The organism is Cobetia sp. AM6 (assembly GCF_009617955.1).
Taxonomy (GTDB): Bacteria; Pseudomonadota; Gammaproteobacteria; order Pseudomonadales; family Halomonadaceae; genus Cobetia; species Cobetia amphilecti.
Window position 1 is genome coordinate 318,570 of the sequence record NZ_AP021868.1, and the last position, 21,823, is coordinate 340,392.

Below are 21,823 nucleotides of genomic sequence, written 5' to 3' on the forward strand. Positions count from 1 at the left end.
GGAGTGTCATCGCGGCAGGCAGCTATACCTTCTTCCTTTCTCTTGCTGCCCGCCTGCCGCGATGTTGCACCTCCTTGAGTCGCGTGAGGGACCGCCACGCGGACACTGCCTAGCTGGCAAGGACTGCCTGATGCCGAGAGTCATAAGCGCCTGGCTACGTCATGAACCACGATTGCTCGCCGTGGAGCATCGTCGTTTCTACCATGCCTATCTTTGGGTCTATCTGATGCTGATGGGCCTCTTCGTGGTGTGGGTTCCCTTCTTCACTCTCTTCAACGAGCCGCGGCTGGCATTCGTCAGCGGCATCATGGCGCTCGTGTCCGTGCTGGGCGTGATGCTGCACCGGGCGCATCAGTTGACGCTGGGCCTGGCCCTGATGATGAGCGCCTTGACGCTGATGGCCTGGCTCTCGGTTTTCTGTTTCGGGCTCTCGGCGGGCTATGAGTACTATTTCTTCATCGTGATGGCCGGTATTCACCTGGCCCCGCTGGCGGCGCGTGTTCGAGTGGTGACGACCCTGATGCTGTTCATGGCGGCTGTCTCGGCACTGATGGTCTCGCCAGTCCTGCATGAGGGCGGCGTCCTGTCGGCCTGGGTGCTGCAATCGACCAATCTGTTCGCGGTCTTCCTGATGATGGTCACCTTCCTGTGGCGCATGCTGGCGCTTACCGAACATTTCGAGCGCCAGTATCTGAAGGATGCCAGTCGTGATGAGTTGACCGAATTGCTCAATCGCCGCCAGATATTGCGCCACGCCGAGGACTGGTGGCGTGACGGAGTGCCCTGTGCGGTCTTGATGCTGGATGCGGACAACTTCAAGCGCGTCAATGACCTGCATGGCCATGCCGTCGGTGATGAAGTGCTGCGTCATCTGGGCCGCCTGCTGACGGCTACGCTTCGTCAGGGCGATCGCGCCGGGCGTGTCGGTGGCGAGGAGTTCCTGGTGCTGCTGCCACGTATCGGGCGCACCGAGGCCATTTCCGTGGCGGGACGCATGCGCTCCCTGCTGGCCAAGTCTCCTCCGGTCTTCGCCGGCACGCCGGTGCCGGTCACGGTTTCCATCGGCGTTGCCATCAGTCATGAGGTCGATTCGCTGGATGAGCTGATGCAGCTGGCCGACAGGCGGCTGTATCACGCCAAGCACAATGGGCGTGATCAGGTGGTGGCCGGTGGGGAACACGAGATGACAGGCTTTGCCACGCCCGATGTCAGCCCCCCGCCCCCCGGCAATGACGGCGGCGGGCTTGGCAAGGCAGAGGCCGTGGAGGAGGGCGCTCGCGACAAGGAGGATGACCGCCAGGAAAAGCGGCACCACAAGGATTCCAGCCCTTTCTCGCGGACACCCCTCGCCGGCTGACCTGAGTTCAGGTTCTTGAGTGCAGGTTCACGAATGCTGCTTCAGGAGCGCTGCTTCAATCGGGCCAGCGCGTTCTCCATGCCACGGGCAACGGTGGTCGCCAGTGGTGTGCACAGCACCCAGGGCAACGCGATCAGTGCAATGCTGAGCGAGCCCAGATAGACATCGCTGAACCAGTGAGCGCCGACCATGATCCGCGGAGCGCTCAGCAGTACCACGAACGCCAGGCTGCACAGGGCGATGCGGCGCGGTGCGAAGGCCAGCATGAAACTCGCGAATACCATCAGCATCAGGCCGTGATCCCCCGGGAAGCTGTTCGACGCCGAATCCTTGGTCTTGAAGGACACCAGTTCGGAGAGATGCTGTGCGTGGCTGAAGAAGCGCGTCGGGCTGGCATGGCCATAGCTGATGGCACGCAGCACGAACAGCGAGAGCAGGCCCGCCGTCAGCAGCATGGTGATGCCGATGCTGGTCCAGCGGCGATAGCGGGCAGGCTGCTGATCATTGAGCATCGCCCAGCAGAACAATACCCCCATCATGGCGAAGGCCACGGCGTCGAAGGCGCGCGTGTTCAGAATGCCGAGCAGCGTGTCCCAGTGCGGATTGAGCGGTGTGATGAACTGGTTGAAGTCCCAGAAGACATCGCTGTCGAGGGTGGGCCAGAAATTCAGCGCCGGTACCCACCAGCACGCCAGCAGCGCCACTCCCAGCGAATTCAGGAGCACCAGTCGTCGCAGGTTGAATCCTGTCTTCGACCTCTGCGAGCGGGGCGGGGGTGAGGGTTGCACGTGCGGGGCCTGCTGCGAACCACTGACTCGCTGTGAAGACGCAGTATCAGCGGCGTGCAAGGAAGGACTGTCGGGGGCGGCGGGAGTCATGTCGTGTCAGCTCTGCGGGGCTCATGTCGGTATAGGCTCACTCAGGCCGGTAGCTCGTTGGCTCGGTGGCCAGAGGACTCGAGACAGGCGACGCTGAGTGGCGATCTGGTCGAAATTCTAGTGCAGGCTTTGCTTTGAAAACACTGTTTTCAAAGTTGGCGAGGTGGACAGATGGTTGCGTCCATCGCGCTGGTGGCAAGCCTGCAGCAGTCCGGCAGGTGACACTCAGGCGCATGTCGTGAGGGCCTGTCGTTCATGACAGCCGTGCGCATGATCGCTACCCTTGCTGTCATGTCCGTTCCTTACCCACCGTTCTTTCCGTCTGCCGGGTGACTGCCGTTGCCGGCAATGCCACTGGCGGGCGCCACAGGAGTCATCCATGTCCATTACCGTGCGTCGTCTATCGCGTTATACCTCCGTGGGGTTCGCTATCTCCTTGCTGGCTGGCTGCGCGGCCATGACACAGCCTCCGCAGGGCAGTGACTCATCGGGTGCCGCTGCTCCTGCTCTGGTGGGCACCCAATGGAGTTTCTCCGCCACGGATGCCAGTGAAGAGGCCGCCAACTTCCTGCTGCAGCCTCCCAGTCAGCAGCAGCTGGCAGACGAGGAGGATGACCGTCTGCGTCTGGTCGGCAGCAATGGTTGCAACCGCCTGATGGGGCCGGTGGTGCTGGATGAGTCGCGTCAGACGCTGGATATCGGTCCGCTGGCCTCGACCATGAAGATGTGCCCCAACCCTGAGCAGTCCAACGCCTTCAATCGTATGCTCGAGGATGTGGCCAGTTATCAGATCATCGGCAGCGGTGAGAGCGCTCGGCTGCGCGTGATGGATGACACCGGCTATCTGCTGGCGACCTTCATGCCGCTGGAAGGCCCCGCCGAGTAATTGCTCGGCGCGCTTTTCTCGATGAGCTCATCTCGATGCGCTCATCCGGCGTGCCTGGGAGGGCGATTCGCGAGCGGGCTGCCAGAAACGAGAAAGCCCCCTGCACCGTTCGGTGCAGGGGGCTTTTGCTTGCGTGAAGCGCGTGCGTGACTTACAGCGCTTCGATCTTGACGCGCTGGCTTTCCAGCAGCGCAAGTTCCGCCTGGGCGTCGGCCAGCTTGGCGCGCTCCTTCTCGACCACATCAGCCGGTGCACGACCGACGAACTTCTCGTTGCCGAGCTTGTTCTCGAGGCCGGTGATGACCTTCTGCTGCTTCTCGTGCTCCTTGTCGATGCGCTTGAGCTCGGCTTCCTTGTCGATCAGGCCTGCCATCGGCACCAGCACTTCCAGCTCACCGACGCGCTGGATGGCGGACATCGGGGCTTCGTCGCCTGCCGCCAGGAAGGTGATGCTTTCCAGACGTGCCAGTTTGGAGAGGAACAGGCGGTTGGCTTCCAGACGCTCGGCATCGCCAGCCGCGCCGTTCTGCAGGAAGACTTCCAGCGGCTTGGCCGGTGACAGGTTGAGCTCGCCGCGCACGTTGCGGATGGCGATGATGATGCCTTTCAGCCACTCGATATCGCGGATGGCCTGCTCATCGATCCGGTCGGCTTCGGCCTGCGGCCACGCCTGGCTCATGATGCTCTCGCCTTCCACCGGCTTGCCCGCGTGCGGTGCGATACGCTGCCAGATCTCCTCGGAGATGAACGGCATCATCGGGTGGATCAGGCGCAGGATGGTCTCGAGGGCGCGCACCAGGGTGCGACGCGTGCCGCGCTTGGCTTCGATGCTGGCGTTGTCGTCCCACAGAACCGGCTTGGACAGCTCCAGATACCAGTCGCAGTACTCGTTCCAGATGAACTCGTAGAGCGCCTGGGAGGCGTGGTCGAAGCGGAACTCTTCCAGCGCGCGGGTGACCTGCTGCTCGGTCTGCTGCAGGCGCGCGATGATCCAGCGATCGGCCAGCGACAGTTCGACGGCTTCGCCGTTGACGCCGCAATCCTGGTCCTCGGCATTCATCAGCACGTAGCGCGCCGCATTCCACAGCTTGTTGCAGAAGTTGCGATAGCCATCGAGACGGCCCATGTCGAACTTCACGTCACGCCCGGTGGAGGCGAGTGACAGCAGGGTGTAGCGCAGCGCATCGGTACCGTGAGGCTCGATGCCCTCCGGGAACTCGTTGCGCGTGGCCTTGGCGATCGCCTTGGCCTTCTTCGGCTGCATCATGTTGCCGGTACGCTTCTCGACCAGCTCCTCGATGCCGATGCCGTCGATCAGGTCGATGGGATCAAGCACGTTGCCCTTGGACTTGGACATCTTCTGACCGAGGCTGTCGCGCACCAGACCATGCACGTAGACCTTGCGGAACGGTACTTCACCCTTGAACTTCAGGGTGAACATGATCATCCGCGCCACCCAGAAGAAGATGATGTCGAAGCCGGTGACCAGCACGTCGGTGGAGTGGAAGGTCTTGAGCTCTTCCGTGTCCGCCGGCCAGCCGAGGGTACCGAAGGTCCACAGCGCGGAGCTGAACCAGGTGTCGAGGACGTCTTCGTCCTGACGCAGTTCGACGTCGGCACCCAGGTTGTTCTCGGCGCGGACTTCCTCTTCATTGCGGCCGACATAGACGTTGCCGTCGTTGTCGTACCAGGCCGGAATGCGGTGGCCCCACCACAGCTGACGCGAGATGCACCAGTCCTGCAGGTCGCGCATCCACGCGAAGTACATGTTCTCGTAGTTCTTGGGCACGAACTCGATGTCGCCGTTCTCGACCGCTTCGATGGCCGGACGCGCCAGCTCCTCTACGGCCACGAACCACTGGTCCGTCAGCAGCGGCTCGATGACATCGCCGGAGCGGTCACCGTGCGGCAGGGTGTTGTTGACGGCCTCGACCTGCTCCAGCAGGCCCAGCGCGTCCATGTCGGCGACCAGCTTCTCGCGGGCGACGAAGCGATCCAGACCGGCGTAGGCGGCCGGTAGGCTGGCATCTTCTTCAGGCTGCGGACGGCCCTGGAGGTCATAGATCTCGGCGCGATCCAGGATGGTGGCATCCTGGCTCATCACGTTGATCAGCAGATGGCCCTGACGCTTGCCGACTTCGTAGTCATTGAAGTCATGGGCTGGGGTGATCTTGACGCAACCGGAGCCCTTTTCGATGTCGGCGTGCTCATCGGCGACGATGGGGATACGACGGCCGACCAGCGGCAGTTCGATGAACTTGCCGACCAGGCTTGCGTAGCGCTCGTCCTTGGGATTGACGGCCACGCCGGTATCACCCAGCAGGGTTTCCGGGCGCGTGGTGGCGACGGTGACGTAGTCCTTGCCATCGGCGGTCTTGACGCCATCGGCCAGCGGATAGCGGAAGTGCCAGAAGCTGCCCTGCTGATCGCGGTTCTCGACTTCGAGATCGGAAATCGCGGTGTGCAGGGTCGGGTCCCAGTTGACCAGACGCTTGCCGCGGTAGATCAGGTCTTCCTTGTGCAGGCGCACGAAGACTTCCTGCACCGCCTTGTAGAAGCCGTCATCCATGGTGAAGCGCTCGCGCTTCCAGTCGATGCTGGTGCCCATGCGACGCAGCTGGCGGGTGATGTTGCCGCCGGACTCTTCCTTCCACTCCCAGATCTTGTCGGTGAAGGCTTCGCGGCCGAGATCATGGCGGGTCTTGCCTTCTTCGGCGGCGACCTTGCGCTCGACCAGCATCTGGGTGGCGATACCGGCGTGGTCGGTGCCTACCTGCCACAGGGTGTTGCGACCCTGCATGCGGCGCCAGCGGACCAGGGTGTCCATGATGGAATCCTGGAAGGCGTGGCCCATGTGCAGGGAGCCGGTGACGTTGGGCGGCGGGATGACAAGTGAGAAGCTCTCGCCCTGGCCTGACGGCGCAAAGCGGTTGTCGGATTCCCAGCGCTCGTACCAGCGCGTCTCGATGGCGTTCGGTTGGTAGGTCTTGTCCATGGGTCTGCATTGATCCGGTTGGGCGGGGCGTCCCGCGCCGGCTCAAGGAGCGGTCAGCGCAGGCAGAAAATGGGCTCGATTATAGCGCCGCTGATGACGGGCGTCATTCGGTCTTGGCGGGCAGGCACTCGTGGCGTCTGGCAGACGCTGTTTTCACAAAGCAGGCAACATCCACGCACTGATGCCGTATCCTGTTGCGACCTCATGAGCCGAGGCTTGCCGCCTCGCACACTTCCCATTCTCTCACGCTCGCGGAGCCGCAATGTCCAAGCCTCGCCCCACGGACGGTGCCCCTCGTCCGACACGTCGTTGGGTCTGGCATGAACTGCTGCGTCATGCGCTGGTGCCATTGCTGGTGCTCGAGGTGGCGCTGCTGGGCTGCTATCTGGTGTTGCACTGGCTGGTCTCCGGGCAGCAGGACTCCACGCGCAGTGAGCTGGTGAATACCCAGCTCGAGCAGCTGACCCATTACGAGGCAGAGCACATCAGCCTGCTGGCGGACGACTGGCGCATCGATGCCCGCCAGCTGGCGCGCAGCACTCTGCGTCACATGGACACCCCCGTGACGTCCCGCCAGCGCGAGCAGGAGCTAAAGCGTCACATGAGCGCGGGCGACGGCACCCTGTACGTCGCCGAGAACGATGGTGGCGCCGGCTCCTATTACTCCTCGCTGGTGCCCAGCTATCTGCAGGACCACGACAAGGTGGTGCGCCTCTCGGCAATGGATGCCCAGGTGTCGGACATGCTCGCCACGCAATCCGAGCTGCGCCAGATCTGGTTCTCCGGCTACGACGGCTACTTCCGCATATCGCCGTGGACCGATACCCGCAACATCTTCACGCCCGGTGTAGACCTCACCAGCTACGGCTTCTACTACCTGGCGGATGACCGCAACAACCCGAGTCGTGGCGCCGTCATCACGCCGCCCTACCAGGATCCGGTCGGCAGCGGTTGGCTGGTCTCGACGCTGATGCCGGTCCATCGCGGCGACTTCCTCGAAGGCGTGGTCGGCATCGACGTCACCCTCGATTCTCTGGTCGAGCGGCTCGAGAATGCCGAGCTGCCCTGGGGCGCCTATCTGATTCTGGTGAGTGACGATGTCGTCATGGCCATGCCGCGTGTCGGCGAGCAGGATTTCGGCCCCCAGCCCGCCCCTGAAGTGGTGCCGATGCCGCTGCTGCACGATCGCTTCCTCGATACGGCGCATGATGTCGAGAACTCCCCGGCCATGGCGCACCTGCTGCGCAGCATCTCGGATGAGGCGCAGGGCGTGCGCAGCGTTTCCTTGCTCGCCGGTGAGCGGCTGGTCGGCTGGCAATCGGTGCCGGGCACCGACTGGCGGTTGTTGGCGGTGGTGGATGCGCAGCAGGTCAACAGCGGCATCGATATCTGGAATGAACGCTTCAATCAGCTGGGCTACGTGATGCTGGTGGGACTGATTCTGTTCTTCTTCGCCCTGCTGGTAGTGATGCGGTGGCGGGCCGAGGCCATGGCGGCCACCCTGTCCGAATCACTGGCACGCCTCAGCGACATGGCGCTGCGCATCGGTCGCGGTCAGCCCGTGGTGCGCGAGCGCTTCCAGCTGCAGGAGCTGGATCAGGCCGGTGAGGCGCTGCGCGAAGCGGCTCAGCGGCGCGACCAGATCGAGCTTGAACGCGCCGAAGGTGCGCGGCACGTCGAGATGGTGATGGCGGCCTCCGGCGATGCCACCTGGCGCTATGACTTCGATCAGGACGATCTCTACCTGCACGAGAATTTCTTCCTGATGCTGGGGCTGCCGGTCCGCGCCAGCATGCATCTGGCGGACCTTGACGCCATGACGCACCCGGAAGACCTCGTCGGCCTGCTCGAGGCGCGCTGGCGAGTCATGCACGGTGAGAGCTGGGCCGAGGCACGTGACGTGCGCTATCGGCATGCGCGTGGTCACTGGGTCTGGGTGCAGATTCGCGGCCAGATCACCCGGCGTGATCATGAGGGGCGGCCACAGCGCGCCACCGGGCTTGCGCTGGATATCCAGCGCCACAAGCAGTCACTCAAGCTGCTGGAGGCGGCCCGCGACAGTGCCACCGAGGCCAGCCAGTCCAAGTCGCGTTTCTTCTCGAGTTTCAGTCACGAGATTCGCACGCCGCTCAACGCCATCATGGGCTTCACGGATCTGCTCTGCGAGGAAGCCGATCTGACCCGCGAGCAGCGCCGCTACGTGGATGAGGCCAGTCATGCGGCGGCACAGCTGTCGGCGCTGATCGAGGACGTGCTGCAGATGTCGAGTCTGGAAGCCGGTGATCTGCCGCTGGACTGCCAACCTCTCTCGGTGGGCCAGAAGCTGATCCGGCTGGCAGGGCAATATCAGCCGCGTCTGGAGAGCGCCAACCTGACGCTATCGCTGGCACTGGAAGGCGAGTCACTGTGGCTGAATGCCGACCAGCGTCGCCTGGATCAGATTCTCGGCAACCTGATGGGCAACGCCATCAAGTACAACCGCGAGGGGGGCTGGATCCGCCTGGCCATCGGCCAGGAGCGCAATGCCAGCGGAGTGGAGATGGGCTGGGTGGAAATCACCGATGGCGGCTTCGGCTTTGATTCCGCGCAGGCGGTCCAGCTGTTCCAGCCGTTCTCGCGTCTGGGACGAGAAGATTCAGGCATCGAGGGCACCGGGCTCGGGCTGGCGCTGTCGCGGGAGCTCGCCCGCCGCATGGGCGGTGACATCACGGCGCGGGGCGAGCTGGGCGAGGGCGCCAGCTTCCGGGTCTGGTTGCCGCTGGCGGATGTCAGCGCCCATGAGCGCGTTGTCCAGGCGGCGTGGTCGGCGGAGAAGGTGCTGCCGGTGCCCTGTCGCTGGCTGGTGATCAGCACGCGGGCGCAGGACCGTCTGCGCCTCGAGGTGATCGGCAGTCACGTCGCCAATCTGGAGATCATCATCGCCAGCAGTGCGGCCCAGGCGTTGCGCCTGGTGCGAGATGTCAGCCCGTGTCTGGTCATCTTCGGCGATGTGCCGGACATGAACGTGGTAGCGCTGTTCGCCGAAATCCAGCGCATGCCGCGCGAACTGCCTTTGTGGGCCGTGCGTATCGGGGAGCGTGACGCCAGCGAGACCGCAGGCGGCCTGCCCGAGGCCTTCTTCGACAGCGGTGAGAGCCCGCCGAGCATGGCCGATATCGAGCGCTGGCTTTCGCATCTGCAGGATAACTTCAAGCTTGCCCAGGCTCTGGGAATGTAACGAAAGCCGGTCCGCTCAGCTGACGCCCTTGAGCTGATGCGAGCGCACGGCATAGCCGCGTGACTTGTAGGTGCGCCAGCATTCGCGTTTGGTGACCAGAACATCCTGATGCTGATTGATGATCTCGGCGACGCGCTCGAAGCGTGAGAACCACTCGGGAATCTCGGGGTGCAGGTTGAGCAGCGCCTCGATACCCGGCGCCGGGGCGTCCTGCCAGCCGATGGTGACCGGCGGGCGCGGCACGTCATCGGCGTGTTCGGCCTCGCGGGCGGCCATGTCGAGATCGATATCCAGCGCATGGGGCACGAAGCTTTCCGGGCGGAACTGCCACAGATGCTCATCGAACTGACGCGCCATCGCCTCGTCCTCGACATGCACATGCAGGCGAAAGCCCTTGGCGTGGATGGTCTCGGCCAGCCGGCAGGCGAATTCCAGCCGGGCTTCCAGCGTGGTGTCGGGCAGGATGTAGAAGTCGATCTGGGTCATGGGCACCGCTCGGGCAAGGAATTCTCGAGCGCTCAGGATACCGCACTCGCCGCGCGGCTTCGATGCAGCCTGCCTCCCGTGACATTTTTCCGCAGTCAGATATCCGTGCGCCAGAAACCCCAAGGCCCGCCTCTTTCGAGGCGGGCCTTGGGGTTTTGGTCATCCTTCAAGCCACAGGGGCAGGCTCGAGGGCTTGTTCCCGTGCACTGATACCAGAGCACTTATTTCAGCCACCTATGCCAGGCGCGTCATCCAGCCACGCGTGTCTTCGGCGCGACCGTATTGCAGATCCAGCAGCTGGCTGCGCAGACGCATGGCGACATCACCGGCGTTGGCGGTCAGGTCGAGGCGGCCTTCTTCACTGACCAGCTCGCCCACCGGCGTGATGACGGCAGCGGTACCGCAGGCGAACACCTCGGTGATCTCGCCGGAGGCGATGCCTTCACGCCACTCGTCGATGCTGATAGGGCGCTCTTCCGGCGTCAGGCCCAGATCGGTCGCCATGGTCAGGATGGAGTCACGGGTGACACCTTCCAGAATGGTGCCGGTCAGGCGCGGCGTGACCAGACGGCCGTCCTTGAAGACGAAGAACAGGTTCATGCCGCCCAATTCCTCGACCCACTTGTTCTCGGCGGCGTCCAGGAACACGACCTGGTCACAGCCATTGGCGGAAGCTTCGCTCTGCGCGGCCAGTGAGCCCGCGTAGTTGCCGCCGCACTTGGCGAAACCGGTACCGCCGGCGGCCGCACGGTTGTAGTGCGAGGACAGCCAGATGGAGACCGGCTTGATGCCGCCCTTGAAGTAGGCCGCCACCGGTGAGGCGATCACGTAGTAATCGACTTCACGCGACGGACGCACGCCGAGGAAGGCTTCACTGGCGATCATGAACGGGCGCAGATAGAGGCTGCATTCGTCACTGACGCTGGCCGGAGTCGGCACCCAGGCGCTGTCCTGCGCGAGCAGGGCCTTGAGCGAGCCGACGAAGTCCTCGTCGGACAGCTCCGGCAGTGCCAGACGGCGGGCGGAGTTGCGGAAACGTGCGGCGTTCTTCTCGGGGCGGAAGGTCCACACCGAGCCGTCTTCATGACGGTAGGCCTTGATGCCTTCGAAGATTTCCTGGGCGTAGTGCAGTACCGAGGCGGCGGGGTCGAGGCTCAGCGGGCCGTAGGGGCGGACTTCATGGCCGTGCCAGCCGCCGTCGGCGGTCCAGCGTACATGGGCCATGTGATCGCTGAAGTGACGGCCGAAGCCGGGATTGGCCAGAATGGTGTCACGAACGGCAGCATCCGCCGGTTGCGTGGACGCGCGGACGTCGAAGCCTTTGGTCACGTGGGTGTCTCCGTAGCAGCGAGACCCCCGACGCGGAACGCCGGGGGTCGAATCATTTTTATAGGACCTCTCGGGTCAGCGGTGCCGAGTGGCGTCGCGACCCGCGTGTCTCAACGCTAGCACGCTATCGAGAGCATGCGAAGCCTCAGACGGTCTCTTCCTGCGGGGCGCTGAGTTCCGCTTCGCGATCCAGCAGGTATTGGGTCAGAAGGCCCACCGGGCGGCCGCTGGCGCCTTTCTGCTTGCCGGACATCCAGGCGGTGCCGGCGATGTCCAGATGCGCCCACGGGAATGTGTCCGCGAAGCGGGACAGGAAGCAACCTGCGGTGATCATGCCGGCTTCGCGACCGCCGATGTTGGCGATGTCGGCGAAGTTGGAATCCAGCTGCGTCTGATACTCGTCCCACAGCGGCATGTGCCAGGCGCGGTCCCAGGCTTCTTCGCCGGCGTCGAGCAGGTCGAGCGCCAGGTCATCATCGTTGGAGATCAGACCGGTGGCGTGATTGCCCAGCGCGATGACGCAGGCGCCGGTCAGGGTGGCGATGTCGACGACGCTGGCCGGCTCGAAGCGCTCGGCGTAGGTCAGCGCATCACACAGCACCAGACGGCCTTCGGCGTCGGTGTTGAGGACTTCGACGGTCAGGCCCTTCAGGGTCTTGATGATGTCGCCCGGCTTGGTAGCGCGGCCGTCCGGCATGTTCTCGGCGCTGGCCACGATGGCCACCACGTTGAGCTTGGGCTTGAGTTCCAGCACGGTGCGCATGGTGCCGAACACGCTGGCCGCGCCGCCCATGTCGTACTTCATCTCGTCCATGCCGGCGCCCGGCTTGAGCGAGATGCCGCCGGTATCGAAGGTGATGCCCTTGCCGACCAGCACGTGCGGGGCTTCGTTCTCGTCTTCCGCGCCGCGGTATTCCATCACGATCAGGCGGCTCGGCTCTTCACTGCCGCGGCCGACCGACAGCAGGGACAGGGCGCCGAGCTCCTCGAGCTCTTCCTCGCCGAGCACGGTCACTTTCAGGGCGCCATCGGAGGCAGCACCCAGTTGCTCGGCACGCTCGCCGAGGTAGCGCGGCGTGCAGATGTTGCCCGGCAGATTGCCCAGCGTGCGCGCTTCATTGACGCCCATGCCGATGGCGGCACCGACGCGCAGGCCGGCTTCCAGTTCGGCCTGACGCTGCTTGTCGGCACTAACCACGCTCAGGCGGGTCAGAGAGACGGGCTCGCCCGGCTTGCTCTTCATCTCGGTGAAGCGATAGGCAGTGCGCAGCGCGCTCTCGGCGATCATGCGCGCCATCCAGTCAGCCTCGCGCAGCTCGAGATTCAGCTCGAGGCCAGCGAAGGCCGCGTCTTCGATGGGCAGCTTGAGCAGAGCGGTCATGGCGGCGTCGAGGCCACGCTTGTAACGGCTTTCGTCGAGCTTTTCCTCACTGCCGAAACCGGCCAGCAGCAGGCGCTGAGCGCCGAGGCCCGGAGCGAAGGGCACCAGCAGGGTATTGCCGAGCTCGGGCTTGAAGTCGCCGCGCTCGATCAGCTGGGAAATCAGCTTCTCGCTGGCATCGTCGAGTCGTGCCGCAGCACCGGTGAGGTCGCCCTCGATGACAGGTACCACGATGCAGGCGGTTTCAAGCTGGGCCGGATTGGCAGTGACTACAGGAAATTCCATGGCAACTCCACGCGCGCGAGTGAGGGTACGAAGATGAACAGTACAAGGATGAAGGATGTCGTCAGGCCAGGCGTGCCCGGCTCGCGGCGACATCGGGGTCATGGTCTGGATGGGGGCGCAGACCGCTCATGACAAGCTGAGCTGGCATGCACGAGTGAGGGCAGTCCATCATGTCAGGCTGTCCACGTGCAATGCCTGGAGCCGCGACAAGGCAGCATCCTTTCTGGATAATGCTGCTGCATGAGGGGGAGCCGCTCCCGTCCAGTCTTCAGACCCGTGCCGCCAGTGTACGCAAAGGCTGCGCACCATGCATGAGGGGGATGATGCCTTCATGTGATCACGACCATTCCTCCACCGGCTATCATCGATCTGGTCAACACGCTCGCTTGCGAGCGGGAAACAGGAGTTCCACTTGATCATCTTCCGCTACCTGACACGCGAGATACTCACCACCATGGCCGCCGTGGCCGGGGTGCTGATGCTTGTCATCATGGGCAGCCGATTCATCCGCTATTTCAGTGATGCGGCGGAGGGGGATTTCCCGGCGTCGATACTCGGCAGCCTGATGCTCTATCACCTGCCGGGTTTCTTTGAACTGCTGCTGCCGCTGTCCTTCTTCCTCGCCGTGTTGCTGGCCTTCGGTCAGCTGTACATGAACAGCGAGATCACCGTGTTGGTCGCCTGTGGCGTCGGCCCGGAGCGCCTGCTGCGTGTCACCCTGCTGCCGGCGCTGTTGATCACGGCGCTGGTCGCGGCCTGCAGCCTCTATCTGACGCCTGCCGGCGCACTCAAGAATGAGCTGTTGCTCGAGCAGCAGAAGCAGAAGACCGACTTCTCGATTCTCGGCGCGGGACGCTTCCAGGAGATCGGCAATCGCACCGTCTATGCCGAGAGCATGAGCGATGACAACAGCGAGCTGGAAAACGTCTTCATCGCCGAGGCAGGTGACAGCAATGCCGCCAGCACGCCCGATAGCGAACCGAGCCAATCGGTGGTGCGCGCCGAGCGTGCCTTCCAGGAAGTCAGCCCCGAGACCGGCAGCCGCTATCTGGTGTTGAGCGACGGCACGCGCTACGGGGTGGAGCCGGGCAAGGCGATCGCCCAGCGACTGGGCTTTGATCGTTACGGCGTGCGCATCACCGAGGGGCAGGACGCCGCGGCCCTCAAGGAGGACATCGAGCTTGCGACCACGGCGCAGCTCTGGGCTTCCGATCTCCCGGAGGCCAAGGCCCAGCTGCAGTGGCGCATCTCGCTGCCGTTGATGGTGCCGATCCTGATGCTGATCGGCCTGCCGCTGGCACGCGTCAATCCGCGTCAGGGGCGTTTCGCGCGTCTGCTGCCGGCCATCTTCGTGCACATCACCTATCTCAGCCTGTTGATCGCGGCGCAGAATGCCGTCGCATCCGAGAAGTACCCGGCCGCCATCGGCCTGTGGCCCATTCACGGCGTCTATCTGGCGCTCGGCATCTGGCTGAGCTGGCGCGACAACCGCGGAGGTGGCCGCTGATGCTGCTTGATCGTCTCGACCGTTACATCGCCCGCAATGTGCTGGTGGCCATGCTGGTGGTGCAGGTACTGATTCTCGGGCTCGACCTGATGATCACCTACATCAATGATCTGGGGGACGTGAAAGGCGACTACGGCGCCTTTGAAGTACTCCTCTATCTGCTGATGCGTCTGCCATCGCGCTTCTACGAATTCGTGCCGGTTGGCGTACTGCTGGGCGCCCTGATCGGGCTGGGCAGCATGGCCTCGAGCAATGAGCTGACCATCATGCGCGCCGCCGGTCGTTCACTGACGCGCATTCTGTGGGGCGTGATGAAGCCGCTGGGGCTGGTCATCGCCATCACCATGGCGGTCGGTGAATATGTCGCCCCCGTTACCGAACTGCAGGCCGACGCCTGGCGCGCCGAGAAGCAGCAGGGCGCAGGCGCCGTCTATGCCGAGGGTGGCGGCTGGCAGCGCGAGGGCAACGACTACTACCGATTCGGCTCGATACGCAGCGATGATGTGGTGCTCAACGTCACCCGCTATCGCTTCGATGACGAGCGCCATCTGACCCAGGCGCTCTACGCCAGGCGCGCCGTCTGGCAGGACGATGGCTGGACGCTGGAGGCGGTGCAGACCACCACCTTCGAGTCCCAGAATGGCGAGCCGAGCGCCACCACGGTGGCTCAGCAGGAGACCCGCGAGTGGGACACCCAGCTGACGCCGGACCTGCTCAAGCTGGTCATCAGCGACCCCAAGCAGCAGTCAGCCTCCGACTTGTGGCGCTATTCCCGCTACCTGCAGGACCAGGGGCTGTCGGCCAATCAGCCGCTGCTCTACTTCTGGCAGAAGATTCTGCAGCCGCTGACGCTGGCGGCGCTGGTGCTGGTGGCCGCCTCCTTCGTCTTCGGGCCCTTGCGCACGGTGGCGGCGGGGACACGGGTCTTCTACGGCATCGTGGTCGGCCTGCTGTTCAAGTATCTGCAGGACCTGCTCGCCCCGGCTTCGGTGGTGTTCGGCTTCGCGCCCATCTGGGCGGTGCTGGCGCCGATGCTGGCCTGTTATGTGATCGGCCTGCTGCTGATCCGGCGCAGTGGCTAAGGGCGCCCCGCACTCTCGCCGCCGTCTCGACCCGCAGGGTGCGCGCCCTGCGGGCCTGATGCGGCGTCTGGGCGGCGTGGTCTATGACGCCTTCCTCGTGATGGCGTTGTTGATCGTGCTGGGTTTCATCGGGGTTGCCGTCAATGGCGGTGAGGCCAATCAGTCACCGCTGTTCCGCAGTCTGTTGCTGGTGGCGATGTTCGCCTTCTTCGGCGGCTGCTGGAGCCGCAGTGGCATGACGCTGGGCATGCAGGCCTGGCGGCTGCGCATCGAGACGCCACAGGGTCATGTCCCGACGCTGCAGCAGTGCCTGATACGCTTCGTGGTTGCCGGGCTGTCATTGGGCGCCTGCGGGCTGGGGTACGTCTGGCAGCTGTGGGACCCTGAGCAGCGCAGCTGGCAGGACATCGCCTCCGGCACTCGTGTGGTGGTGGTGCCCAAGCTGCGGCGCGAGTGAGGCACCGTGCATGAAGACAGTGACCTCAGCCAGACGTGATCTCAGCCAGATAAAAAAACGCCCCGCCAGTCGATGACTGGCGGGGCGTTGTGTTTTCCGCGAGTGCAGGGCGTGATCAGACGCCCAGCAGGCCATCCAGGCGCGTGATGATGCGTTCCACGCTGGTGCGTGACACCACCAGGCTGTCTTCCTGTGCCGCCGTCTCGGGCAGCTCGCGCGGCAGGTCGATCACCGCGGTACCCATGCCTTCCAGACGCACGCCCTCGCGATAGCGCACGAAGGACAGCTGACCGATCGGACGCTGGCCATCGTGATCGAGGCGCGCCAGACGCGTGAAGGCACTGACGGTATCGAGCACCGGCGCGCTGGTCAGCGGCAGGTGCGTCAGGCGCCATGCCAGCCAGCCATCGATGTCGACGGCTTCATCGCGCAGGGTGGCGAACCAGTGACGCGCCTGATCCAGGCGGTAGCGAGCACGGCCCTGCTTGTCGAGCCACAGCACGTCGGCGCTGGCTTGGCGCGGGCTTTCCAGCTCGCCCGGCAGGTACAGCCAGGATTCGGTCAGGCGCTGCAGGGCGCCCGGCAGCGGCTCATCCAGGGTGCGCTCATTGAGGGAGTCCAGCGCCGCGCTCAGGTCGCCCTGTTCCGTGCTCTCGCCGGTGTTGGAGTAACCGACGTTGTAGCGCCAGACACGGTCGGAAATTTCCTGGGTGACCACGTGGTCATGGGGCAGAGCGATATGGCTCATCAGTTCACGCGCGTTGCAATGCTCATCCACCAGGCCTTCACGGCGGGCTTCACGATAGAGATTGCGCAGCAGCGGGGTCAGCGGCAGACGGTGGTGGTCACCGAAGCAGCTGCCGGCGTCGCGGACGGCGTCCAGATCAAGTGGCAGGTGGGACGTGGCGTGATGATCGGCGGTGGCGAGTTGTACTGACATGATATCGGGCTCCTTGCGGATTGGCGTTCGGAAATCGGCAGATAGGGCAACAGCAGACGGATTCAGGCCGGTCACGGCTTCAGCATGGCGCCCATCATCGGCATGCCGATGCGGGTCATGGCCATGAGGAGGCGGAGCGACGGAATCTCTTGCAGTGTCCTGTTCATGTTCTTTCCTGATTGCCTGGCGGGGCGTGGCAGTCATTTGCCTTCATCGTGACGCGGCGCTTCCCGTGAGCGAGGAGCTGGGCTGCGTTCGAGTGACCCGCCTGAGTGATCGGCTAGCGATGACTCATTATGTTTTGGTGCGATTGTTTTTCGAATTGCATAAAAAATCGTTATACATACTAGCGGCCTCGTGTGAAATCGCAACCCTAGCTTTCTGTCAGCCACGGGCCATCATTCTTTATACGGTGCTGGCTTTCCCCACGGCAATCGCTTTGTGAGGCTGATATGGCTTGCTTATGACATCGTGTGTTCCGCAACCGCAAACCGGCCAGAAATCGCCTCGCTAAGTATTTGATATAACGTGTGAATGAGAATTTTTTGCAGTCAGGTGTTGCGCATGTTTCTGCGAATCATTTACATTTGTCTCACTTGGAGTGAGCGAGGTGAGCCATGTACGTCTGTCTGTGCAAAGGTGTGTCAGACCACAAGATCCGCGAAGTCGTGGAACAGGGAGCGCGCAGCTTCCGCGAAGTCCGTGAGCAGACCGGCTGCGCGACCCAGTGCGGCAAATGTGCCTGCATGGCCAAGACCATCACTCGCGAAGCGGTTGCGCGTGAAATGATGCCGGCAGAGGATCTCGCCTACGCGGTGTGATGCAGGCTCGAGCCGAGGCTCGCCTGCCGGCGACTGACACTCCAGTCGCCGCCCAGTCGCCGCGCTGCCCAGCTGCGTGATCTGTTCTCGTCGACTCCCGGCAAGTGCTCGCTTGCCTGACGCCCGCCATCTGGTCTCAAGACCGGGTGGCGGGTGTTTTCGTATGGGCGCCAGGCAATCCGGTGTCGGTCGCCACATGACAACGCGGATACCAATCCTTCCCATTTGCGCCTAAAAGTCGATAACTTGTTGGTATGTCTCGAAAAATTCATGTTTTTGCGCCATACTTGCCGCACCTGATCGATAGGGCACGCCTGACGTGCCCGCGCTGCGGCTGATGCATGCCGTCATCAGGCGCAGCACAGAACCTGACGCAAGCAGCAACCCTGACAAGAGAGGAATGGCGACATGAAAGGCGATCCCAAGATCATCGAGCATCTCAACACCATACTGGCCAACGAACTGGTCGCCATAAATCAGTACTTCCTGCATGCGCGCATGTACAAGGACTGGGGCCTCAAGCGCCTGGCCAAGTGGGAATACGACGAGTCCATCGAAGAGATGCGTCACGCCGACACCCTGATCGAGCGCATCCTGTTCCTGGAAGGTCTGCCCAACCTGCAGGACCTCGGCAAGCTGCGCATCGGCGAGAACACCAAGGAAATGCTCGAGTGCGATCTGGCGCTGGAGCACCAGGCACATGGTGATCTGAAGGAAGCGATCGCCTACGCCGAACAGGTTCGCGATTACACCTCGCGTGACCTGTTCCGCAAGATCCTCGACGACGAGGAAGAGCACATCGATCACCTGGAGACCGAGCTGGGCCTGATCGAGAAGGTCGGCATCGAGCTCTACCTGCAGAAGCAGATCCACCACGAGATCGACTGATTCCGTGGCGGCTCGCTGAGTCGTGCAGAAACGAAAACGCCCCCGCTGCCGATGGCAGCGGGGGCGTTTTGTCTTCAGTGGCGCAGAACCGGCTTACTTGCCCAGTTCATTGACCAGCAGCGCTTCGACAGCCGCGATGCGGGCGTCGAGGCTCGCCTTGTCGGCGGCCAGAACCGTGATGTGGCCGATCTTGCGCCCCGCACGCGGCGCCTTGCCGTAGTCGTGCAGACGCGCGCCGGGGATGGCGAGCACGGCGTCACGTTCCGGCATGCGGCCGATGATGTTGAGCATCGCGCAGGGTGTGAGCAGTGTGGTCTCGCCCAGCGGCATGCCGGCGACGGCACGCAGGTGATTCTCGAACTGGCTGGTGACGGCGCCTTCGATGCTCCAGTGACCCGAGTTGTGCACACGCGGTGCGATCTCGTTGGCCAGCAGGCGCTCGCTGCCATCGTCGTTTCTGACGACGAAGAACTCGAAGGCCATCACGCCGACATAGTCGAGCTCGTGCATCACCTTGAAGGCAGCCGCCTCGGCTTCGGCCTGCAGGCCGTGGGAGTCGAGCGGCGTTGAGCAGTGCAGGATGCCGCTGCGATGTTCATTGCGTGACAGCGGCCAGGCGCGTGTCTCGCCATCGCGACCGCGTACCGCGATCACCGAGACTTCGTGATCGAAGGCGATGAAGCCTTCCAGGATCAGCGGCACGCTGCCGAGTTCGGCGAAGGTGTCGGCGACGTCGGCCATCTCGCGCAGCACTTTCTGGCCCTTGCCGTCATAGCCCAGCGTGCGTGTCTTGAGCACGGCGGGCAGACCGATGGTCGCGACGCCCGCTTCAAGGTCAGCCTGGCTGTCGACCAGCGCCAGCGGCGGCACCTCGATGCCAAGACGCATGAACAGCGACTTCTCGCTCCAGCGGTCACGCGCGGTATCCAGTGCGCCAGCCGGTGGGAAGGTCGGGCGCTCGGCCGCCAGACGCGCGACGGCGTCCGCCGGCACGTTCTCGAACTCGAAGGTGATGGCATCAGAGGCCGCCACCAGCTGCGTCAGGGCCGCATCATCCTGCCAATCGGCACAGAGATGATGACCGTGGACGCGACCGCAGGGCGAATCCGAAGGATCAAGGAAGGTGAAGCGGGCATTCAGGGCGGCGCCGGCCTGAGCCAACATGCGGCCCAGCTGACCGCCGCCGACGATACCGAAGCGGAACGGCTGGCTCATGGCTTACTCGCCTCCGTGGGACAGGCTGGGTGCGTCGGGGCGCGGGTCCGGGTTGTCGAGCACACGGTCGGTCTGCTCGGCACGGAAGTTGATCAGCGCGGTGCGGATGGCCGGGTACTTGTTGGCCAGCTGGCTGGCGGCCAGCAGCGCGGCATTCACGGCGCCGGCGCGGCCGATGGCCAGCGTGCCGGTGGGGATGCCGGCGGGCATCTGCACGATGGAGAGCAGGGAATCGACACCTGACAGCATGCTGGACTGCACCGGCACGCCCAGCACCGGCAGCCAGGTCTTGGCGGCACACATGCCCGGCAGATGCGCCGCGCCACCGGCACCGGCGATGATGACCTCGAGGCCACGCTCGGCAGCGGTATCGGCATAGTCGAACAGCAGGTCGGGCGTGCGATGGGCAGAGACGACCTTGACCTCGTGTTCGATCCCCAGCGCTTCCAGGGTTTCGACCGTATGGCACATGGTCGCCCAATCCGATTTTGATCCCATGATGACACCAACCAGTGCGCTCATGCTTCCTCCGCTCTTGACGTGGTATGAACCAGCTCACAGTGCCTGCCAGACGTGCCGGGCAGTGCGCTGTGTGGGCGTGGCCGAGCCGCGCGGGCAGATCATGCCCGCAAGCGGCTCAATGCGTATGTCTGGAAAAACAAGCGGCGCAGTATAGCACCGCGACCGACAGGCGGCATGTACCTGTCTGGTCGGTCAGGATGTGGGCGCGGCAAGGCCGCGGATCAGCAGGACCAAGCCGAGATCAGCGCGAAGCGTGGCACCGGCTCGCCCTGGATCTCGACGTTCTCCATGAACATGCTCAGCGGACGCACCCACAGCCCGCATTCACCATAAAGAGCACGATAGACCACCAGCAGCTCTTCGGTCTCGCTGTGGCGACTGGTGCCGATCACTTCGTACTGCGCGCCCTTGTAGTGGCGGTAGAGGCCCGGCACGGGACGATTTTCCGGCAGCGGCGGCATGGCAGGCAGGTCAGTCATGGCGATTTCCTTGAGGGTGAAGCCAAAAGCGAGAAGCAAGAAGCGGTGAAGCCAACAGCGAGAAGCAGGCGTATCAGTCGGCAGCGTTCGGCGTATCAGCCACAGACGTTTCATCAGCGACAGGCGTGGCCTTGGCACCGCGGCGTGCGATGCGCGCCAGCACGCGGGCAGCGGCGGTGAAGCCGAAGCTGCCGGTGACGAAGGTAGCCGCGCCGAAGCCGCCAGCGCAATCCAGGCGCGTGGCGCTGTCGCCGGGCTTGGTGGCACACACCTCGCCGTCGGCGCCGGGGTAGGTCAGCTGCTCGTCGGAATAGACGCACTCGACATCGAACCGGCGCTTCAGGTTGCGACTGAAATTGTAGTCGCGACGCAGCAGTGAGCGAACGCGCGCCAGCAGCGGGTCCTGCTCGGTGCGGGCGAGATCACCGATCTGGATGCGCGTCGGGTCGAGCTGGCCACCGGCGCCGCCCGTCACGGTCAGGCCCAGCTTGCGCCGCTTGCACCAGGCGATCAGCGCTGTCTTGGCGGGCACGCTGTCGATGGCGTCGATGACGTGATCGAGGTCGTCGTGGATCAGCTCGGCGAGGTTGTCCGGCGTGACGAAGGCCGAGATGGCGTGGATCTTCATCTGCGGCGCGATCAGCTGGCAGCGCTCGGCCAGCACCTCGACCTTGGGACGACCGATCTGGCCATCCAGCGCATGCAGCTGACGATTGACGTTGGAGACGCAGACATCATCGAGATCGATCAGCGTCATCTCACCGATGCCGGAGCGAGCCAGTGCCTCGGCGCTCCAGCTGCCGACACCGCCGACCCCGATCACCGCGACATGCGCGTGGCGGAAGTGGGCGAAGGCGCTGGCACCGTAAAGGCGGCGGATGCCACCGAAGCGGAAGTCGTAGTCGTCTTCTGCAGGGGCCTGGCTGGCAGCGCCGGCCGCAAAGAAGCTCTCCAGCATCCGTTCGCTGGCGGAGGGCGTGCTGTCGTGGGTTGACGGCTCGCCTGAGGGCTTGCGGTCAGGGCTCTGTTCTTCAGAGCTTTTGCTTTCAGAGCTTTTATTTTCAGAGCTCTGCTGTTCTGGGCTCATGTCGGTCGAGT

The 21,823-nt window shown here is 63.9% G+C and carries 19 protein-coding genes; 8 read left to right on the plus strand and 11 right to left on the minus strand.

Going from position 1 to position 21,823, the window contains the following annotated elements; genetic code table 11:
• Positions 1-130 precede the first annotated feature (130 nt).
• Positions 131-1,357, plus strand: coding sequence for a GGDEF domain-containing protein (locus tag CLAM6_RS01470; protein WP_167333688.1), 1,227 nt, complete (start codon positions 131-133; stop codon positions 1,355-1,357).
• Between the two features lie 41 nt (positions 1,358-1,398).
• Here the strand turns inward: CLAM6_RS01470 and CLAM6_RS01475 are convergent, their stop codons facing one another.
• Complete coding sequence (locus tag CLAM6_RS01475; protein WP_225347490.1) at positions 1,399-2,082, minus strand: phosphatase PAP2 family protein; 684 nt, start codon at positions 2,080-2,082, stop codon at positions 1,399-1,401.
• Between the two features lie 532 nt (positions 2,083-2,614).
• Between CLAM6_RS01475 and CLAM6_RS01480 the strand changes: the two genes are divergently transcribed.
• A complete protein-coding gene (locus CLAM6_RS01480; protein ID WP_043333213.1) occupies positions 2,615-3,121 on the plus strand; it encodes an META domain-containing protein in 507 nt (168 codons plus the stop codon).
• Positions 3,122-3,272: 151 nt separating this feature from the next.
• Here the strand turns inward: CLAM6_RS01480 and CLAM6_RS01485 are convergent, their stop codons facing one another.
• Entirely contained in the window at positions 3,273-6,116 is a 2,844-nt protein-coding gene (locus CLAM6_RS01485; RefSeq protein WP_043333211.1) for a valine--tRNA ligase, read from the minus strand.
• 262 nt (positions 6,117-6,378) lie between these two features.
• Here CLAM6_RS01485 and CLAM6_RS01490 point away from each other — a divergent pair, with 262 nt between their 5' ends.
• Positions 6,379-9,333, plus strand: a complete 2,955-nt coding sequence (locus CLAM6_RS01490) for a cache domain-containing sensor histidine kinase (RefSeq protein WP_153635081.1) — start codon at positions 6,379-6,381, stop codon at positions 9,331-9,333.
• Positions 9,334-9,348: 15 nt separating this feature from the next.
• On the opposite strand, the gene CLAM6_RS01495 is transcribed toward CLAM6_RS01490, so the two are convergent.
• The 3 genes from CLAM6_RS01495 to CLAM6_RS01505 form a co-directional block, all read right to left on the minus strand.
• Positions 9,349-9,819, minus strand: coding sequence for a DNA polymerase III subunit chi (locus CLAM6_RS01495; RefSeq protein ID WP_043333207.1), 471 nt, complete (start codon positions 9,817-9,819; stop codon positions 9,349-9,351).
• Between the two features lie 234 nt (positions 9,820-10,053).
• The gene (locus CLAM6_RS01500) at positions 10,054-11,148 is read right to left on the minus strand and encodes a branched-chain amino acid aminotransferase (protein WP_043333205.1); all 1,095 of its coding nucleotides are present in this window, start codon (positions 11,146-11,148) and stop codon (positions 10,054-10,056) included.
• Positions 11,149-11,293: 145 nt separating this feature from the next.
• A complete protein-coding gene (locus CLAM6_RS01505) occupies positions 11,294-12,814 on the minus strand; it encodes a leucyl aminopeptidase (RefSeq protein WP_043333204.1) in 1,521 nt (506 codons plus the stop codon).
• A 412-nt stretch (positions 12,815-13,226) separates the two neighbouring features.
• Between CLAM6_RS01505 and lptF the strand changes: the two genes are divergently transcribed.
• From lptF to CLAM6_RS01520, 3 genes are read left to right on the plus strand one after another with little or no spacing between them, the layout of a single operon-like run.
• Positions 13,227-14,321 (plus strand): LPS export ABC transporter permease LptF, encoded by a 1,095-nt coding sequence (gene lptF / locus CLAM6_RS01510; protein ID WP_082388186.1) that lies wholly within the window; start codon positions 13,227-13,229, stop codon positions 14,319-14,321.
• Positions 14,321-15,403 (plus strand): LPS export ABC transporter permease LptG, encoded by a 1,083-nt coding sequence (gene lptG, locus CLAM6_RS01515; protein WP_043333200.1) that lies wholly within the window; start codon positions 14,321-14,323, stop codon positions 15,401-15,403. The genes lptF and lptG overlap by 1 nt, the downstream gene beginning before the upstream one ends.
• Entirely contained in the window at positions 15,396-15,860 is a 465-nt protein-coding gene (locus CLAM6_RS01520) for an RDD family protein (protein WP_043333199.1), read from the plus strand. Before lptG ends, CLAM6_RS01520 begins: the two co-directional genes overlap by 8 nt.
• 115 nt (positions 15,861-15,975) lie before the next feature.
• On the opposite strand, the gene CLAM6_RS01525 is transcribed toward CLAM6_RS01520, so the two are convergent.
• Positions 15,976-16,800 carry a hypothetical protein gene (locus CLAM6_RS01525; protein ID WP_043333197.1) on the minus strand — a complete coding sequence of 275 codons (825 nt, stop codon included), beginning with the start codon at positions 16,798-16,800 and terminating at the stop codon, positions 15,976-15,978.
• Between the two features lie 617 nt (positions 16,801-17,417).
• Here CLAM6_RS01525 and CLAM6_RS01530 point away from each other — a divergent pair.
• Positions 17,418-17,621, plus strand: coding sequence for a bacterioferritin-associated ferredoxin (locus CLAM6_RS01530; protein ID WP_043333196.1), 204 nt, complete (start codon positions 17,418-17,420; stop codon positions 17,619-17,621).
• Positions 17,622-17,852: 231 nt separating this feature from the next.
• Here CLAM6_RS01530 and CLAM6_RS01535 read toward each other — a convergent pair whose 3' ends face one another.
• Positions 17,853-18,059 (minus strand): hypothetical protein, encoded by a 207-nt coding sequence (locus CLAM6_RS01535; RefSeq protein ID WP_152965315.1) that lies wholly within the window; start codon positions 18,057-18,059, stop codon positions 17,853-17,855.
• On the opposite strand from CLAM6_RS01535, the gene bfr reads away from it, so the two are divergent.
• Positions 18,030-18,509: a bacterioferritin gene (gene bfr, locus CLAM6_RS01540; RefSeq protein ID WP_043333195.1), complete on the plus strand. Its 480-nt coding sequence runs from the start codon at positions 18,030-18,032 to the stop codon at positions 18,507-18,509. The genes CLAM6_RS01535 and bfr overlap by 30 nt on opposite strands.
• Before the next feature lie 93 nt (positions 18,510-18,602).
• On the opposite strand, the gene CLAM6_RS01545 is transcribed toward bfr, so the two are convergent.
• From CLAM6_RS01545 to tcdA, 4 genes are all read right to left on the minus strand, one after another.
• Positions 18,603-19,724 carry a 5-(carboxyamino)imidazole ribonucleotide synthase gene (locus CLAM6_RS01545; RefSeq protein WP_043333194.1) on the minus strand — a complete coding sequence of 374 codons (1,122 nt, stop codon included), beginning with the start codon at positions 19,722-19,724 and terminating at the stop codon, positions 18,603-18,605.
• 3 nt (positions 19,725-19,727) lie between these two features.
• Complete coding sequence (gene purE / locus CLAM6_RS01550) at positions 19,728-20,246, minus strand: 5-(carboxyamino)imidazole ribonucleotide mutase (protein WP_043333193.1); 519 nt, start codon at positions 20,244-20,246, stop codon at positions 19,728-19,730.
• A gap of 221 nt (positions 20,247-20,467) precedes the next feature.
• Positions 20,468-20,725, minus strand: a complete 258-nt coding sequence (locus tag CLAM6_RS01555) for a DUF1653 domain-containing protein (protein WP_225347491.1) — start codon at positions 20,723-20,725, stop codon at positions 20,468-20,470.
• 73 nt (positions 20,726-20,798) lie between these two features.
• On the minus strand, positions 20,799-21,683 hold the full coding sequence (gene tcdA / locus CLAM6_RS01560) for a tRNA cyclic N6-threonylcarbamoyladenosine(37) synthase TcdA (protein WP_043333192.1): 885 nt from the start codon (positions 21,681-21,683) through the stop codon (positions 20,799-20,801).
• Between the last annotated feature and the right edge of the window lie 140 nt (positions 21,684-21,823).